Origin of the sequence: Paraburkholderia sp., assembly GCF_036488505.1 — a bacterium.
GTDB lineage: Bacteria > Pseudomonadota > Gammaproteobacteria > Burkholderiales > Burkholderiaceae > Paraburkholderia.
The window spans coordinates 1-15,104 of sequence record NZ_DASXHN010000454.1 but is presented as its reverse complement, the minus strand read 5'-3'; the positions used below and the strand labels follow the sequence as shown (position 1 = coordinate 15,104).

Annotated in this window: 15 protein-coding genes and 1 pseudogene; 12 read left to right on the top strand and 4 right to left on the bottom strand. The window is 62.6% G+C overall.

Features of this window, described 5'->3' with window-relative positions; all coding sequences use genetic code 11:
- Positions 1-238, top strand: a pseudogene (locus VGH68_RS26155) (LysR family transcriptional regulator); the annotation flags it as partial.
- Positions 239-409: 171 nt separating this feature from the next.
- Here VGH68_RS26155 and VGH68_RS26150 read toward each other — a convergent pair.
- Both VGH68_RS26150 and VGH68_RS26145 read right to left on the bottom strand, forming a co-directional pair.
- Complete coding sequence (locus VGH68_RS26150) at positions 410-859, bottom strand: carboxymuconolactone decarboxylase family protein (RefSeq protein WP_331606614.1); 450 nt, start codon at positions 857-859, stop codon at positions 410-412.
- 9 nt (positions 860-868) lie between these two features.
- The gene (locus VGH68_RS26145) at positions 869-1,288 is read right to left on the bottom strand and encodes a cupin domain-containing protein (protein ID WP_331606613.1); all 420 of its coding nucleotides are present in this window, start codon (positions 1,286-1,288) and stop codon (positions 869-871) included.
- On the opposite strand from VGH68_RS26145, the gene VGH68_RS26140 reads away from it, so the two are divergent.
- A complete protein-coding gene (locus VGH68_RS26140; RefSeq protein WP_331606612.1) occupies positions 1,272-2,675 on the top strand; it encodes an MBL fold metallo-hydrolase in 1,404 nt (467 codons plus the stop codon). The two genes, VGH68_RS26145 and VGH68_RS26140, sit on opposite strands and share 17 nt — an antisense overlap.
- Positions 2,676-2,742: 67 nt before the next feature.
- Here VGH68_RS26140 and VGH68_RS26135 read toward each other — a convergent pair whose 3' ends face one another.
- Positions 2,743-3,072, bottom strand: a complete 330-nt coding sequence (locus tag VGH68_RS26135) for a LysR substrate-binding domain-containing protein (RefSeq protein ID WP_331606611.1) — start codon at positions 3,070-3,072, stop codon at positions 2,743-2,745.
- 19 nt (positions 3,073-3,091) lie between these two features.
- Between VGH68_RS26135 and VGH68_RS30165 the strand changes: the two genes are divergently transcribed.
- The 7 genes from VGH68_RS30165 (at position 3,092) to VGH68_RS26100 (ending at position 10,364) form a co-directional block, all read left to right on the top strand.
- Positions 3,092-3,727: a hypothetical protein gene (locus VGH68_RS30165; RefSeq protein ID WP_414696993.1), complete on the top strand. Its 636-nt coding sequence runs from the start codon at positions 3,092-3,094 to the stop codon at positions 3,725-3,727.
- A gap of 333 nt (positions 3,728-4,060) precedes the next feature.
- Positions 4,061-4,336 (top strand): formaldehyde-responsive transcriptional repressor FrmR, encoded by a 276-nt coding sequence (frmR, locus tag VGH68_RS26125; protein ID WP_331606610.1) that lies wholly within the window; start codon positions 4,061-4,063, stop codon positions 4,334-4,336.
- Positions 4,337-4,396: 60 nt separating this feature from the next.
- Positions 4,397-5,506, top strand: a complete 1,110-nt coding sequence (locus VGH68_RS26120) for an S-(hydroxymethyl)glutathione dehydrogenase/class III alcohol dehydrogenase (protein ID WP_331606609.1) — start codon at positions 4,397-4,399, stop codon at positions 5,504-5,506.
- 561 nt (positions 5,507-6,067) lie between these two features.
- On the top strand, positions 6,068-6,967 hold the full coding sequence (locus VGH68_RS26115; protein ID WP_331606608.1) for a LysR family transcriptional regulator: 900 nt from the start codon (positions 6,068-6,070) through the stop codon (positions 6,965-6,967).
- A 56-nt stretch (positions 6,968-7,023) separates the two neighbouring features.
- The gene (locus tag VGH68_RS26110; protein ID WP_331606607.1) at positions 7,024-7,740 is read left to right on the top strand and encodes a substrate-binding domain-containing protein; all 717 of its coding nucleotides are present in this window, start codon (positions 7,024-7,026) and stop codon (positions 7,738-7,740) included.
- A 337-nt stretch (positions 7,741-8,077) separates the two neighbouring features.
- On the top strand, positions 8,078-8,983 hold the full coding sequence (locus tag VGH68_RS26105; protein WP_331606606.1) for an amidohydrolase family protein: 906 nt from the start codon (positions 8,078-8,080) through the stop codon (positions 8,981-8,983).
- A gap of 130 nt (positions 8,984-9,113) precedes the next feature.
- The gene (locus VGH68_RS26100; RefSeq protein WP_331606605.1) at positions 9,114-10,364 is read left to right on the top strand and encodes an MFS transporter; all 1,251 of its coding nucleotides are present in this window, start codon (positions 9,114-9,116) and stop codon (positions 10,362-10,364) included.
- A gap of 69 nt (positions 10,365-10,433) precedes the next feature.
- On the opposite strand, the gene VGH68_RS26095 is transcribed toward VGH68_RS26100, so the two are convergent.
- The gene (locus VGH68_RS26095; RefSeq protein ID WP_331606604.1) at positions 10,434-11,678 is read right to left on the bottom strand and encodes a LysR family transcriptional regulator; all 1,245 of its coding nucleotides are present in this window, start codon (positions 11,676-11,678) and stop codon (positions 10,434-10,436) included.
- A 142-nt stretch (positions 11,679-11,820) separates the two neighbouring features.
- On the opposite strand from VGH68_RS26095, the gene VGH68_RS26090 reads away from it, so the two are divergent.
- From VGH68_RS26090 to dctA, 3 genes are all read left to right on the top strand, one after another.
- A complete protein-coding gene (locus VGH68_RS26090; RefSeq protein WP_331606603.1) occupies positions 11,821-12,672 on the top strand; it encodes an amidohydrolase family protein in 852 nt (283 codons plus the stop codon).
- Between the two features lie 43 nt (positions 12,673-12,715).
- Positions 12,716-13,627, top strand: coding sequence for a hypothetical protein (locus VGH68_RS26085; RefSeq protein WP_331606602.1), 912 nt, complete (start codon positions 12,716-12,718; stop codon positions 13,625-13,627).
- Positions 13,628-13,694: 67 nt separating this feature from the next.
- Positions 13,695-15,053: a C4-dicarboxylate transporter DctA gene (gene dctA, locus VGH68_RS26080; RefSeq protein ID WP_331606601.1), complete on the top strand. Its 1,359-nt coding sequence runs from the start codon at positions 13,695-13,697 to the stop codon at positions 15,051-15,053.
- Positions 15,054-15,104 lie beyond the last annotated feature (51 nt).

The following is a 15,104-nucleotide window of genomic DNA, read 5'->3' as shown; positions in this document are numbered from 1 at the left end:
GATCGCTCTCGGTCTGGTCGGCGCGGGCGAAGGCATTGCGATCGTGCCAGCGAGCGTGTATGGGCTACAGCGGGGCGACGTCGCGTACAAAGACCTTGACGACGAGAATCTGGTGTCGCCGATCATCATGAGCATGCGCATGCTCGACGAGTCGGCCGATATCAGTCGCATGCTCGAACTGATCTATGCACTGTATGACGAGCAGCAGATCACCTATTTGCCGCCGTCGCAGCCGTAGCGAGCTGCTTAGGCTCGTTGTTTGCGGGTTGTCCACTCGCTCGGGGCGTCATGGCGGTAAGAATGCGCATGCCGCCCGTGCGTGGACAACCCCGGCTCTATGCTCAACGCTCAGTCAAGCTGATCGCTTCGAATCTCCAGGCGCACATCGCTCCGTCAAAGCGCGGTAGCTTCAACGAGCGGCTTCGGGCGTTGCGCGGAAGCTGATAGCCAACCGGTTGTACGCGTTCATCAGGCCAATCGCAATCGTCAGGTCAGCCAGTTCTTTTTCGCTGAATACCGCCCTCGCTGCCTGAAAGTCGTCGTCGGGTACGCCGGACTGTGCTACTCGCGTCACCGACTCGGCCCAGGCCAATGCGGCCTTTTCCCGATCGCTAAAAAGCGCGCCCGCCTCCTGCCATACCGGAACCAGCACGATCTTGTCGATCGCGACGCCCTTCTTGATCAGATCGCGAGTATGCATGTCGATGCAATACGCGCATCCATTGATCTGGCTCGCACGCAGATAGACCAGGTCGACCAGAACCGCATCGAGTCCGGACTGCATGATGTAGCCATACACACGTCCCAGTGCTTCGATTCCGCCAGGCGAAGCTTTTTCGTAGTTCAATCGCTGCGTCATCTCGGGCTCCTATTTATCGAAGGTCGTAAGCGCGTTGTCATCGGTATTGACGACGAATACAGCGAGCAGTTTCGCCGGCTCTGTCCGGCTCGCATTCCGGCTGACCGTATGGTGAGCCCCCGGTGCCTCATAGAACGATTCGCCCGCATGGTACGTGTGCTCGGGTTGCCCTTCCACCTGGCTCACCACGCTGCCTGACACGACGTACGCGTAGATGAACGCCGAATGAGCATGATGGTGCGCCATCGACGCACCGCCCGGCGGATACGAGACTTCCACGGCAATCAGAGACTTGCCGGGAATGTTCGGAATGACATGTGAAAAATTGGGCTTGACGCTGTCGCCCGGGTTGTCAGCGGCAACCGATGCCCCGGCAAATGTCATTCCGATGGCTGCCAGCAAAGGCAATGCAATGCGCCTGGTATTCATATGGAACTCCTTGATTGGTGCGCGCCATTCTGCGCCGACGCAGGTTCATTCAAAAGAACCAAAAACGCACATTCGCGATGTACCATCCGCTGGCGCGGACGCGGCCTCGCTATCGCGTCCATTTCACCAGCCGGCAAGTTGCGGCAGCCAGCGACCGCCGCGCGCCGCAACGTTGCAGGCGTTCCGTTATGCGTACCCCGCGGCTCGCAGGCCGATCGCCAATTGCGCGTCGCTCAGACCCGATGGCAGCAAACGACCGCAGTCTGGCAGCAATAGTCCGCACAGTCTGATCTCGACGTTAGCTTTCTCGCCCATACTTTTGTGCATGTCGACGCTGACGTCGCGTAACCAAAGGGGCAGCAAAATGAATGCACTTTTCAGATCAGCAGCGGTCGCGAAAAGATACGCGGTGATGCCCGCATTATTTGCGTCAGTCTGCTTTTTATCGGGCATGCTGTCTTTCTCCGACAGCGCACTTGCCGAGTCGACTTTGCAGCCCGCTCAAAGCAGCAAGCTTGCGCAGGACGACTATTTCCATACCGGCGCGGGCGCGCGATATTTGCGGCGCGCCGACGCGGATCTGGTCGTGCAGCCGCTGCGCGACAACATCACCGTGATAATGGGCTCCGGTGGAAATATCACCGTACTGTCTGGGAAGGACGGAAAATTTCTGGTTGATGCCGGCATCAGCAAGTCGCAGCCAAAACTGCAAGCCGCACTCGACAACATCAGTCCCGCGCCGCTGAAATACGTGGTCAACACGCATTGGCACTGGGACCACACCGACGGTAACGCATGGATGCATGAAGCTGGCGCTACCATCGTTGCTCATAGGAATACCCAGAAACACCTGACCGAAACCACCCATGTGGATGCATGGAACTGGACGTTCCAGCCGGTGCCCGCAGCGGCGCGTCCGACGCTGCTAGTCGATCGGGAAAAGACCTTTTCCTTTTCGGGAACCACGGTCCAGGTGCGGAATTTTGGCGGTGGTCATACCGATGGTGATCTGTGGATCTATTTCAAGGACGCGGATGTGCTGGCGCTCGGCGATACCTTCTGGAACGGCATTTATCCGTATATCGATAACGAGGACGGCGGCAGTATCGACGGCGCGATCAAGTGGGCCAACGAAGCCGTGGCCTACACGACCGACCACACCATCGTCGTGCCTGGCCATGGCGCAGTCGGCAATCGCGCTCAACTGATCGAATTCCGCGACATGCTGGTCAGCGTGCGCAATAACGTCGCGGCATTGAAGCAACAGGGAAAATCCGTCGACGAGGTCGTTGCCGCCAGGCCGACGGCCGCGTTCGATGCCAAATGGGGCAACTTCGTGTTCAACGGCGACCAGTTCGCGAGGATGGTCTACGCCGGCCTGAAGTAAAGCGCGTCTGCGGGTGCGAGCTAATATAAGCGCCACGCGCAGCATCATCAACGCGCGCTTAAACGGATCAGGGCGCCGGCTGGGACCGGTCGGCGCCCGCCTCTATCGCCCCTTCCTCGAGTGCAGGCTTGGTGAATGCGCGCGTTGCCGCACTTCGATGAGCGCCTTGGCGCAGTAACAACGCGGCAGTTCGCTGCGGGACTGCCGGCTTCAGTTCCAGCAAACGCAATTCGCTGTCCTGCGCCGCGATCGCGGCCGGCAGCAACGTAGCAAGCGTCCTGCGACGTACGAGTTCAATGACCGCGCTGATCGAATCGGCTTGCATCGCAACGCGCGGTACGACACCGTGCTGGCGGCAGTAGCCGTCAATCAGCTCGCGCGTCGCGGACACAGTCATACAGTTGCCGGGAATGGATATGAAAAACGTCGTGGAAGTGTCAATGCGTGAGGGCGGCGCGAGCGATGCGGTGTCGAGCGATTCCATCGCGGCTGATCGCGCTGCCGAAATCATTCGAGCAACCATACCTGACACGAAAGAACCGGTATGGCTCATCGCCGCGATCGTCGTCGTTGCAATGGGGCTTCGACCCGGCATCGCGTCGATTGGCCCAGTACTGCCGGCCATCAGCCGCGCGTTCCTGCTTTCACATGCGATGGCATCGCTACTCGCGACCGTCCCGATCCTGCTGATGGGGCTGTTGCTGATACCGAGCGCGTGGCTCGCGACTCGGTTCGGCCGAAGCGACGCCAGCAGCAGATTGAACCTTCATCGGCTTCATCGTATTGCTGCCAAAACGCACACGCGTGGGGTGCCAGCTCAACGCGAGGCCCATATCGGACATCGTTTTCTTCGCCATCGCCACCGCATCCTCCTCGACCATCCCCGGATGAACCTGCGCGGCGATCCGGGCGATGGCTTCGCGAGTCTTCTGGCGAGCGCGCAGCATGCCGTCGACGGAAAACGACGGCCCCACGCGTTCCGCCGGGTTCGCTACGACTTGATTCATTTGACTCTCCATATCGATATCACCCGCGTGCCGGTGCCTGTCTGATTATCGGAGCAGGCGCGATGATGGAGCGCTTTAACAGCATTCGAAAACAGTCAACCGGGCAATGATTTCGGCCAACGGACGACCCGCCGTCGGCACTCGCTGCGTTGGACCTCGAGTAAGCACGTCCCACACCAACCTCGGGCCGTTGCATCAGCGCGTACTTGCCGGGCAAGATCCCGGCAGTGGCTTTAGCGACGAACCGGAACTACACGATATCGTGCGTAACACTTAACGAGCCAGCACGTCGCGTCGCAGCGAACATGGCGACGCAGCACGTGTACTCTCCGCAGTAATGTTCTATACTCCCCTCCAGTACCCTACCTCGGCGCCGTCATGCCCCATACCCCCGAAGAAAAGAAGCGTGTTCTGACGAGAGTGCGCAAAGTGCGTGGTCAACTGGACGCACTCGAGCGCGCACTCGAAGAAGGTGCTGACTGCGCGCCCGTGCTCCAGCAATTGGCCGCTATCCGCGGGGCCATCAACGGGGTCATGGCCGGCGTGCTCGAAAGTCATCTGCGCGAGGAATTCACGCAGCTCGGCAAAACCGTGGAATCCCCGTCTGGATCGATCGACGATGTGGTATCGCTCGTTCGCACCTATTTGCGCTAGCTCGCGCCGGCGTGTCTTTGCGCTTAGCTGATCAATCACACTTTTTTCGCAGGAACTACCATGAAATCACGTGCCGCTGTCGCATTCGAGGCGGGCAAGCCGCTTCAGATCGTAGAAATCGACGTCGAACCGCCCCGCAAGGGCGAGGTGCTCGTGAAGATCACGCACACCGGCGTCTGCCACACCGATGCCTTCACGCTCTCCGGAGAAGATCCGGAAGGGCTCTTTCCTGCCGTACTCGGCCATGAAGGCGCCGGTATCGTCGTGGAAGTAGGTGAAGGCGTGACGAGCGTCAAGCCCGGCGATCACGTGATTCCGCTCTACACCGCCGAATGCGGCGAGTGCCTGTTCTGCAAGAGCGGCAAGACCAATCTGTGCGTAGCGGTGCGCGCGACCCAGGGCAAAGGCGTGATGCCCGACGGCACCACCCGCTTCAGCTACAACGGCCAGCCGATCTATCACTACATGGGCTGCTCGACGTTCAGCGAGTACACCGTGGTGGCCGAAGTGTCGCTCGCCAGGATCAACCCGCAAGCCGACCCCGAGCAGGTGTGCCTGCTCGGCTGCGGCGTGACCACGGGCCTCGGCGCGGTTAAGAACACGGCCAAGGTGCAGGAAGGCGATACGGTTGCGGTTTTCGGGCTGGGCGGTATCGGGCTCGCGGTGATTCAGGGCGCGAAGCTCGCGAAGGCGAGCCGCATCATCGCCGTCGACACCAATCCGGGTAAGTTCGATCTTGCACGTGCTTTCGGCGCTACCGACTGCATCAATCCGAAGGATCATCAGAAGCCGATCCAGCAGGTGATTGTCGAGATGACCGGCTGGGGCGTGGATCACAGCTTCGAATGCATCGGCAACGTCAACGTGATGCGCGCGGCACTCGAATGCGCGCATCGTGGCTGGGGCCAATCCGTTGTGATCGGCGTGGCCGGCGCGGGTCAGGAAATCTCCACCCGGCCGTTCCAGCTCGTGACCGGCCGCCGCTGGCTAGGTACGGCCTTCGGCGGCGTGAAAGGCCGCTCGCAACTGCCGGGCATGGTGGAAGACGCGATGGCGGGCAAGATCCAGCTCGCGCCGTTCGTGACTCACACGAAACCCCTCACCGGCATCAACGAAGCGTTCGATCTGATGCATGAAGGCAAGTCGATCCGCACTGTCGTGCATTACTGATGGCTCGAATGGAAGCAGTATGACGCGGTGGAACCGGTCGCGAGCGCGAGCGAACGGTCTCCACTTCTACCACATCAGGGAGTGACGACGAGCAAGATGGCCGGCCTGACAAAATGGCCCGTTCGGCTTACGCCGATCGGGCCATTTTTGCTTTAGAAAGACCGTCATCGACGACGCGGCGAGCCGCCTCCGATGCATTCGCGTCTGCGACACACACGGCCGGCTGCTATGCACGCGCGGATTCGTTCATCGGCGGGACTGCCGTGAGCCAGGTACAGTGCCACTGGTCGATCGCGCCAATATCGTTGGCCACCTCCAACTGCGGCAGTATCACCGTCGTCGCGCGGGCGGCAAGCGCGAGAAACGCCATTACGCGGTACACAGTATTGGCATGCCCGGCTTCACCGCGACTCGGCACCCGTGTGATTGAGAAAGACTCGCCGATGCGCGCTACCCGCCGCTTCGAAGGCGGCCAGTCATTCGCTCCCCCAGCAGATTCCCGGCGTGTCGTCGATAATCGACGGTCCGTGCAACCCCACGGCTTCAATACCGGCGAACCCTATGAACCTCAAGCAGCTGGAATACTTCGTCCGCGTCGCCGAGCTCGGCAGCTTCGGCAAAGCGGCACTGCAACTGAACATGACCCAACCGGCGCTGTCGCGCCAGGTGCGGCTGCTTGAGACCGATCTGCGCACCACGCTGCTGATCCGTAACGGTCGCGGTGTCGTGCTGACCGAAATCGGCAAGCGTCTTTTCGATCATGGCGTCGGTGTTCTTCAGCTCGTCACGAGCGTCGCGGAAGATATCGAAGCCGCGCGCGACGAGCCGTCCGGGCGCATCGTGCTAGGTCTGCCGCCGAGCATGATCCGGCGTCTGACGCCGCTTCTCGTCGATACGTTTCGCAGCGAGTTTCCCGCGGCGTCGATCGCGATCGTCGAGGGGCTCTCCACCCATCTGGTCGAATGGATTGCGATGGGCCGGATCGATCTGAGCCTCGTGCATAGACCGGAGCCCAATGCGGCCATCGAGATCACGCCGGTGGCCGACGAGGCGCTCGGTCTGGTGAGCCGCGCGACGCGCAGCGGCGCGAAGGCAAAGTCTCTGCCGTTTGCGCGGGTCGCCGATTATCCGCTGATTCTCCCCGAACGCACGCACGCGATGCGCCGGCTTCTCGACACGCAGGCAGCGATGGCCGGCGTAAAACTGAATATCGCGCTGGAAATATCGAGCGTTCCGTCGATTCTCGATCTGGTTCACGCGGGCTACGGCCACGCGGTCCTCACACAGACAGCACTGGCCGCATCGGATCGGCCGGGGGCCTTTACGTTGTCGCCGTTCAAAGACCCGCTGCTCACCAGCACGCTATGTCTGGCAGTGTCATCCCATCGGCCGGTCACGCCGCTGATTCGTCAGACTTCAAGGCTGCTGAGGGAAATTCTCGCCCATAACAAATTGTTATAACAGCTAGTGCGTTCGAGGTACTAGGCAGCGCAACGCTGGATGGTCAGAATCAGGCCATGCAAAAGTCTGCCTCCCCCTTTCATTCCCGCGTGACGCTGCGCGCAATCTCGTCGATGGCTACCCGCCTGCTGCTGACTGATATCGCCGGGCTGTACCGCGAGGAACACGGTGTGAACGTGCAGTTCGAATCGGTCGGCGGCGTCGATGCCGCCAGACGCGTGCGCGCCGGTGAAGCGTTCGAAGTGGTCGCGCTGGCGAGCGACGCGATCGACGCGCTGATCGCCGATGGCCACGTGGTGGCTGACAGCAAGACGGATTTCGTTCGATCGCGCGTTGCCGTCGCGGTACGCACCGATGCACCGCACCCCGAAATCCACGACGAACACGCGTTGCGTGATGCGGTGCTTGCCGCACGCAGCATCGGCTATTCGACCGGACCCAGTGGCACCTCGCTGATGGCGCTCTTCGCACGCTGGGGAATTGCCGATGCGATTGCCGCGCGCATCGTGCAGGCGCCGCCGGGCGTACCGGTTGGCCAGCTCGTCGCAGATGGAACCGCCGAGCTGGGTTTCCAGCAGCTCAGCGAGCTGATGAATCTGCCTGGTGTCGACGTGCTCGCCACGATGCCGCCTGCCTGCGAAATCGTCACGACGTTTTCCGCCGCGCTATGCGTTGCGGCGTGCAACCCGCCGCAGGCCAGCGCGCTGCTCGCCTTCGTCCGCTCGCCCGCGCTAGACGATCTCAAACGCCGCCACGGATTGGATGCAGCCTGACGAACCGGGCGCGCTGTGAAGCGTGCTACAGCGGCTGAGAACCGCACGTCAAGACAACGGCTGTGAAACCCGTCACCAACCGAATTAATCCGCGTCTTCACGCGGCCCCCGCAAGAAGAGGAAATAAATTGTTCGCATCCGAAGTCGTATTTCGCAGGATTCAATGCATCGCGCCAGCGTTTGCCGATGAACGATCCGTCAGCGGAACAAGTGAGCGCGCCACGCAGGCTATCAATGGCACGCGTGCGCCGCGGCACCAGGTCCACCTCAGCTACATCGATTGAACGGGAGGCCACGCATGTCCAGCACACTTTCCCGAGCAGTAACAGGACCGTTCATGAAAACCCCGGGTTGGCTCGACTGGTTCGAAGCCCCGAGCAAACCGGCGTTCGCGCTGCCGCAGGGCGCCGTCGACGCGCATTGTCACGTGTTCGGCCCCGGCGAGCGGTTCCCGTACGCACCGCAGCGCAAATACACACCGTGCGACGCAACGAAGGAACAGTTGTTTGCGCTGCGCGATCATCTCGGCTTCGCGCGCAATGTGATCGTTCAGGCGACCTGCCACGGCACCGACAACAGCGCGCTCGTCGATGCACTCAGGCACTCGGACGGCCGCGCGCGCGGCGTGGCCTCGCTCAGCCGCGACATCACGGATGCAGCGCTGCAGGACCTGCACGCGGCCGGCGTGCGCGGCGTGCGCTTCAACTACGTGAAGCGGCTGGTCGATTTCACGGCGCCCGACGAAATGATGGAGATCGCGCACCGCATCGCGCCGCTCGGCTGGCATGTGGTGATTTACTTCGAAGCGGTGGATCTCCCCGAGTTGTGGGACTTCTTCACGTCGCTGCCGACCACCTTGGTCGTCGATCATATGGGCCGCCCGGATGTGACGAAGCCGGTGGATGGCCCCGAATTCCAGCTGTTCCTGCGCTTCATGCGCGAGAACCCGAACGTGTGGTCGAAGGTGACCTGCCCGGAGCGCCTGTCGACGAGCGGCCCCGCGGGGTTGCACGGCGAACGCGCGGCCTATCGCGACGTCGTGCCGTTCGCCCGTCATATCGTCGAGAGCTTTCCGGACCGCGTGCTGTGGGGCACCGACTGGCCGCATCCGAATCTGACGCGCCACATGCCCGACGACGGCCTGCTGGTGGACTTCATTCCTCACATTGCGCCGAGCGCCGACCTGCAGCGTAGACTGCTGGTCGCCAATCCGATGCGGCTGTACTGGCCCGAGGAGGCCTGAAACTACGGCACGGCTTCGTGATGCTTCACCTTACTATTCGATAATTACAGGAGACCTACTCGTGCAATCCCCGCCCTCTCAGGCCGCGGGCCTTGTGCTCACCCCACGGCAGAAGGCTCAGGCGGTCGCGATGTCCTGCCTTGGTTGGGCATTCGATCTGTTTGATCTGTTTATCCTGCTGTACGTGGCGCCGATACTGGCGCACGTGTTCTTCGACTCGTCGAATCAGATGCTGTCGCTGGCCGCGGTGTATGGCGCGTTCACCGTGACGCTGTTCATGCGTCCGTTCGGCGGCTATCTGTTCGGCCGCTACTCCGATCGCCATGGCCGCAAGAAGACGCTGGTCGTCGCGTCGATGGGCGTCGGCATCTCGACCGCGCTGATGGGCACGATTCCGACGTATCAGACGATCGGCATCGTTGCTCCCGCGCTATTCCTGCTGCTGCGCCTCGTGCAAGGCGTGTATATGGGCGGGATGGTTGCCGCCACGCACACGCTCGGCACCGAGTCGATCGATCCGCAATACCGGGGGCTCGCGTCGGGCATCATCTGCGGCGGCGGCTCCGGCGTCGGCAAACTGTTCGCGTCGCTGATCTTCGTGGTGGTGAGCGCGCTCATTCCCGGACCGGCTTTCACGGTCTGGGGATGGCGCATCATGTTCTTCTCGGGTCTCGCGAGCTCACTGCTCGGCCTGTTCGTCTTCAAGCGTCTGCAGGAATCGCCACTGTGGCTCGCGCTCGCGGCGAAGCAGCACGCGCAGCCTTCGGCACGGGGCAAGCAGATTAGCGCGCTGCGTGGCGGCTTCGCCGGCATCACGCTCAGTTGCGTGCTGTTGACGCTCACGGGCGGCGGACTGTCGTACCTGACCTCCGGTTATTTGCCGACCTTTCTGAAGATCGTCAACAACGTGCCACATACGACGCTAGGGCTGATCCTGAGTGCGTCGGCGGTGTGCGTGAGCGTCTCGTCCGTGCTGTCCGGCGCGCTGACCGACCGCATCGGCCGGCGTCGCGGCATGCTGCTGTATGGCGGCATTTCGTTCGTATCGATTCCGTTGCTCTATCTCGGGCTCAGTCACGCGCATGCGATCGGCGTGATCGCCGTCTACACGATTGCGCTCAGCTCGATCGGCACGTTCTGTTACGCACCGCTGGTGATCGTGCTGAACGAGCGCTTCCCGACGGAAATCCGTTCCAGCGGCACCGCGATCTCGTGGAATATCGGCTTCGCGATCGGCGGCTCGATGCCGACGCTGGTGTCGCTGCTGGCGACCCAGGTGGGTCTGCTGCCGGCCACGCTGGCGGTGGTCAGCGCGCTCGTCAGCGCCGTTTATGTCGGCGTCGTGCTGCTGATGCCGGAGACGAAAGGCGCGATGCGCTGAGTCGCCGTTGCTCCCCGTCACAGCGCTGATTCTCGCGGCCCCGTGCCCGCCATCAATCAGCGCCCCTACCTACGGTCCAATGCGAGGAGGCTCGCATTCTTCCCGCAAATGCTCGAGAAAAGCCTGTTGCACCGCCGTCCCCAGCCAGTCGGTCCGGACGGTAAATCCCACCGCCCGGCTGGCCTCGGGTGTCTCCAGTTCCAGCGCGACCATCTCGCTTCCGGAGTGGCCGTCGAGAATCTGCGAGCGCGACAGCAGCGTGATGCAGTCGCTTTCGATCAGCATCGCCGTCATCATGGCCAGCGAAGTCGTTTCGACGACCAGCCGCGGCTTGACCGGCAAGCGGGCGAAGATCTGATCGATCACCGCGCGTCGGGGCACCTTGCGCTGCGGCACGACCCAGTCGTAATCAGCGAGGTCGCGCGCGGTGATGGTTTTCTTGCGGGCCAGCCGATGCCCGTTGCGCACGGCGATCACGTACGGATCGCTGAACAGTTCGGTTTCCTGCACGGATTCCGTGAGACGCGGCTCGCGCAAACCGCCGATGATGATATCGATCGTGCCCATTCGCAGCGCGCTCAACAGACTCGCGTGAGAGCTTTCGTCGACGGTGATGCGCGCCGCCGGATAGCGCGCGCGCAGACGCTGAATGGCGCGCGCGACGAGACGCGGCGGCAGCAGCGGCAACACGCCGAGCGCCAACCGTCCGGTCAGTTGCCCGCGCGCGTATGCCAGGTCCTCGCTCGCCTGCGCGATCTCGTACAGCGCGAGACTCAGGCAGCGCGCGAACTCGATGCCCGCGGGGTTCGCCGACACACTGTGCACACGCCGCCGATACAGCGACACGCCGACGTTCTGCTCGATCTGCCGCGCGGCGCGATGCACGGCGGGCTGCGAAATACCCAGCGCGTGGGCCGCCTGCGCGGCCGAGCCGGTGTTTGCAATGGCGATGTGGCAACGCACCTGCGCATCGGTCAGATGCCGGCAGATCGTGGCTGCGTTCGCCGCGCCGGGCGTCGTCTGACCGGTCAGGTTCGCGACCGCGCGCTCCATCTGATCGAGCATGCGGCGAACGCGCCGGTGCAGGATCACGCCCTCTTCGGTCAGCTCGCTGCCGCCGAAGCCGCGCTCGAACAGTTGCCCGCCGAAGCTCGCCTCGAGCTTGCTGATCGCGAGGCTCACCGCGGGTTGCGTGCGCCCCGCGCGAAGCGCGGCCTGCCCGATGCCGCCCGCTTCGCAGACGGCGTCGAACAGAAACAGCCGTCTCAATCGCGCGAGGTCATCGTCCGACGATGCGTGCCCGGCTTCGCTCATCCAGCCTCCCGATTGCTCATGTTAAACCCTAAGCTTAACCAAAACTTATGCCGTGAAGCGTACTTCATATTGAGGGCTTCGGCCATACGGCACGTACAGTAACGCGTATCCGATCAGAAAAACTTTTATTCAGGAGCACGTTATGTCCGTCGTTGTCGACACCCATACTCACGCAATTTCCGCTGACCAGCAGCGTTATCCGCTCGCACCGGTCGGCGGCCACCAGTCGGAATGGTCGGCGAAGCGCCCGGTCAGCTTCGAAGGCCTGCTCGCGTCGCTCGACGAAGCCGGCATCGATCGCGCGGTGGTGGTGCAGGCTTCGACGGTATATGGCCACGACAATAGTTATGTGGTCGAAGCGGTGCGCAGCCATCCCGACCGGTTCGCCGGCGTGTTTTCGATCGACGTGCTGGCAGGCGACGCGCTCACGCAGATGCAGCGTTGGCTGGACGCCGGACTTTCCGGGCTGCGCCTGTTCACGACCGGCAGCACGATGCCGGGCCAGGCCGGCTGGCTCGACGACGAGCGCTCGTTCCCGGTGTGGGAATACGCGCAGCGCCACAAGGTGTCGATCTGCCTGCAGATGACCGCGCAAGGCATCCCGGCGCTGCTGAACATGCTCGCGCGCTTTCCTGGCATCCGCGTGTTGCTCGATCACCTCGCGCGTCCGGAACTCGCCGGCGGGCCGCCGTACGAAGCAGCCGCGCCGCTGTTCAGCCTCGCGTCGCACGAGGGCGTGTATCTGAAGTTGACGAACCGTACGATCGCGGAAGCCGCTCGGGGTGCGTCGACACCCGCCGCGTTCTTCCCGCGCGTGCTGGACGCATTCGGCGCGCACCGTATCGCGTGGGGCTCCAATTTCCCCGCTGCCGAAGGCACGCTGCCGCAACTGTTCGCCGATGCGCGCGAGAGCCTGTCGACGCTACCCGCCGATGCACGCGAAGCCATTTTCGGCGGCACCGCGCGCACGATTTATCCGACGCTGCGCGCTTGATAAGTCGGCTAATCATTGCGCCCGAACGACACAGGAACCCGACGTGACCACGCCCACCCAACCGCTGCGCCTCAAAACCGCGCTTAAAACCTATCCGCACACGCAAGCTCTGAAGGCCGGCGAGTTAACCGACCCGGCCGTTGAGCTCGTATTCGAAGACGTCGAGCCGATTCACCGCGCGTTCGCCCCGATGGCGCGCCGCCAGGCGTACGACGTCAGCGAAATGGCGATCGTCACCTATCTTCAGGCGAAGGCGTACGACAAGCCGGTCGTGCTGTTGCCGGCGGTCGTGGCCGCGCGCTTCCAGCAACGCTGCATCATTTACAACGCCGCGCGCGGCCGACTCGATACCGGCAGTCTCGCGGGCAAGAAAGTCGGCGTACGCGCTTACACGCAGACGACCGGTATGTGGGTACGCGCGATTCTTGCGCAGACCTACGGTGTCCGACTCGACGAGATCGACTGGGTCACGATCGACGGCTCGCATCTGGACGAATATCGCGACCCGCCTTTCGTGCGCCGCGCCGAGCCCGGCAAGCAACTGCTGCCGATGCTTCGCGCCGGCGAGCTCGATGCCGCGATTCTCGGCAACGACCTGCCGGATGAACCGGGGCTCGAAGCACTGATCGGCGACGCGGCTGCCGCGGACCGCGCGTGGTATGCGCAGCACCAGTACGTTCCGATCAATCACGTCGTCGTGGTCACGAAGGCATTGGCCGATTCGCATCCTCAGGCGATGCGCGCGGTCTACGACCTGCTGTGCCGCGGCAAGGCCGCGGTCGCCGCGGAGAACGCTGGCAAGCCGAACAAACTGCTGTTCGGTTACGAAGCGCTGCGCGGGCCGCTCGCGGAAACGATCGCGTTCTGCGAGCAGCAGCAGTTGCTGCCGCGCATGCTGAGCGTCGATGAAATTTTCGCTGACAGTCTGGCCGTTCTCGGTGAAGCCGCGCGTTGACGCCCTATCTGTTCGTTTGATCACTCTGAGCGAACCCGAGTTCGCCACTGCTTGACAAGGAGACACCATGAGCTTGCCTGGCAAGTCCACGCCACCGAAACCGAGGTCACGCGTGCCGTTCTATCGCGACCTGTCGATTCAGGTGCTGGCCGGCATGGCGCTGGGTGTCGCCACCGGTTACTTCTTTCCGAAGTTCGGCATCAACCTGCAACCGGTCGGCGACGCCTTTATCCGCATCATCCAGATGCTGATCGGGCCAATTATCTTTTGCACCGTATGCAGCGGTATCGCGGGCGTCAGCGACTTCAGGAAAGTCGGGCGCGTGGCCATCAAGGCACTGTTCTATTTCGAAGTCGTCACCTCGCTCGCGTTGGTGCTGGGACTCGTCGTCATTAACCTGCTCAAGCCTGGCGTCGGCATGAACGTCGATATGCACAGTGTGCATTCCGCCGTGGTCGACTCATACGTCGCTCAAGCACATCACGTGGTTACGACGAGCGAGTTCCTGCTCAATGTGATTCCGCACACCGCGATCAGCGCGTTCGCCGGCGGCGACGTGCTGCAAGTGTTGTTCTTTTCCGTGCTATTTGCGTTCGGGCTCGCCGCGATCGGCGAGCGTGCGCGGCCGGCGATGGACCTGATCGACTCGGTGTCCGGCTCGCTGTTCTGGATCATCGGTCTCACGATGAAAATTGCGCCGCTCGCGGCATTCGGCGCGATCGCGTTCACGGTGAGCAAGTTCGGCTTCGGCACGCTACTTTCGCTCGGCAAGCTCGTGCTCGAGTTTTACCTGACCTGCGCGCTTTTCATTCTGCTGATCCTCTGGCCGATTGCGAAACTCAACGGCGTCAGCCTGTTTCGCCTGATGCGCTACATCGGCGCGGAGTTGCTGCTGGTCATCGGCACGAGTTCATCGGAAACCGTTTTCCCGCAACTGATCGACAAGCTCGAAAGGCTCGGTTGCGAGAAATCGGTGGTCGGTCTGGTACTGCCGACCGCCTATACGTTCAATCACGACGGCACGTGCCTCTATTTCGCCGCGGCTGCGGTGTTTCTCGCCCAGGCCACCAACACGCCGATGAACTGGCACGACCAGCTGGTGCTGCTTGCCGTGTTGCTGCTGACGTCGAAGGGCGCCGCAGGCGTATCCGGTGCGGCGATCGCGGTGCTGGCCGCGACGCTCGCCGCATCCAACACGATTCCGGTCGAATCGATTGCGCTGATTCTCGGCATTCACAAAGCACTCTCGAGCGCATTCGTGTTCACCAACATCATCGGCAATAGCCTTGCGACGATCGTGGTGGCGAACTGGGAAAAGGCACTGGATCGCGTCGCGCTGCGCCGCGAACTGAGTACCGGATACAGACCTGCCGACCCGCCGCATGCCAGGCTCAACGTCACGAGCGGCGGTCCGGCGGGCAACTAGCGAGCACTCTCTTCCTACGGGCGGCAACGCTGGTCAACAACGACTGCCGGC

Excerpts from the sequence above, each read along its gene's own strand:
- VGH68_RS26150 (WP_331606614.1), bottom strand. The coding sequence starts at position 859 with ATGACGCAGCGATTGAACTACGAAAAAGCTTCGCCTGGCGGAATCGAA.
- VGH68_RS26140 (WP_331606612.1), top strand. The coding sequence starts at position 1,272 with ATGCGCCTGGTATTCATATGGAACTCCTTGATTGGTGCGCGCCATTCT.
- VGH68_RS26145 (WP_331606613.1), bottom strand. The coding sequence starts at position 1,288 with ATGAATACCAGGCGCATTGCATTGCCTTTGCTGGCAGCCATCGGAATG.
- VGH68_RS26135 (WP_331606611.1), bottom strand. The coding sequence starts at position 3,072 with ATGACTGTGTCCGCGACGCGCGAGCTGATTGACGGCTACTGCCGCCAG.
- VGH68_RS30165 (WP_414696993.1), top strand. The coding sequence starts at position 3,092 with ATGAAAAACGTCGTGGAAGTGTCAATGCGTGAGGGCGGCGCGAGCGAT.
- frmR (WP_331606610.1), top strand. The coding sequence starts at position 4,061 with ATGCCCCATACCCCCGAAGAAAAGAAGCGTGTTCTGACGAGAGTGCGC.
- VGH68_RS26120 (WP_331606609.1), top strand. The coding sequence starts at position 4,397 with ATGAAATCACGTGCCGCTGTCGCATTCGAGGCGGGCAAGCCGCTTCAG.
- VGH68_RS26115 (WP_331606608.1), top strand. The coding sequence starts at position 6,068 with ATGAACCTCAAGCAGCTGGAATACTTCGTCCGCGTCGCCGAGCTCGGC.
- VGH68_RS26110 (WP_331606607.1), top strand. The coding sequence starts at position 7,024 with ATGCAAAAGTCTGCCTCCCCCTTTCATTCCCGCGTGACGCTGCGCGCA.
- VGH68_RS26105 (WP_331606606.1), top strand. The coding sequence starts at position 8,078 with ATGAAAACCCCGGGTTGGCTCGACTGGTTCGAAGCCCCGAGCAAACCG.
- VGH68_RS26100 (WP_331606605.1), top strand. The coding sequence starts at position 9,114 with ATGTCCTGCCTTGGTTGGGCATTCGATCTGTTTGATCTGTTTATCCTG.
- VGH68_RS26095 (WP_331606604.1), bottom strand. The coding sequence starts at position 11,678 with ATGAGCGAAGCCGGGCACGCATCGTCGGACGATGACCTCGCGCGATTG.
- VGH68_RS26090 (WP_331606603.1), top strand. The coding sequence starts at position 11,821 with ATGTCCGTCGTTGTCGACACCCATACTCACGCAATTTCCGCTGACCAG.
- dctA (WP_331606601.1), top strand. The coding sequence starts at position 13,695 with ATGAGCTTGCCTGGCAAGTCCACGCCACCGAAACCGAGGTCACGCGTG.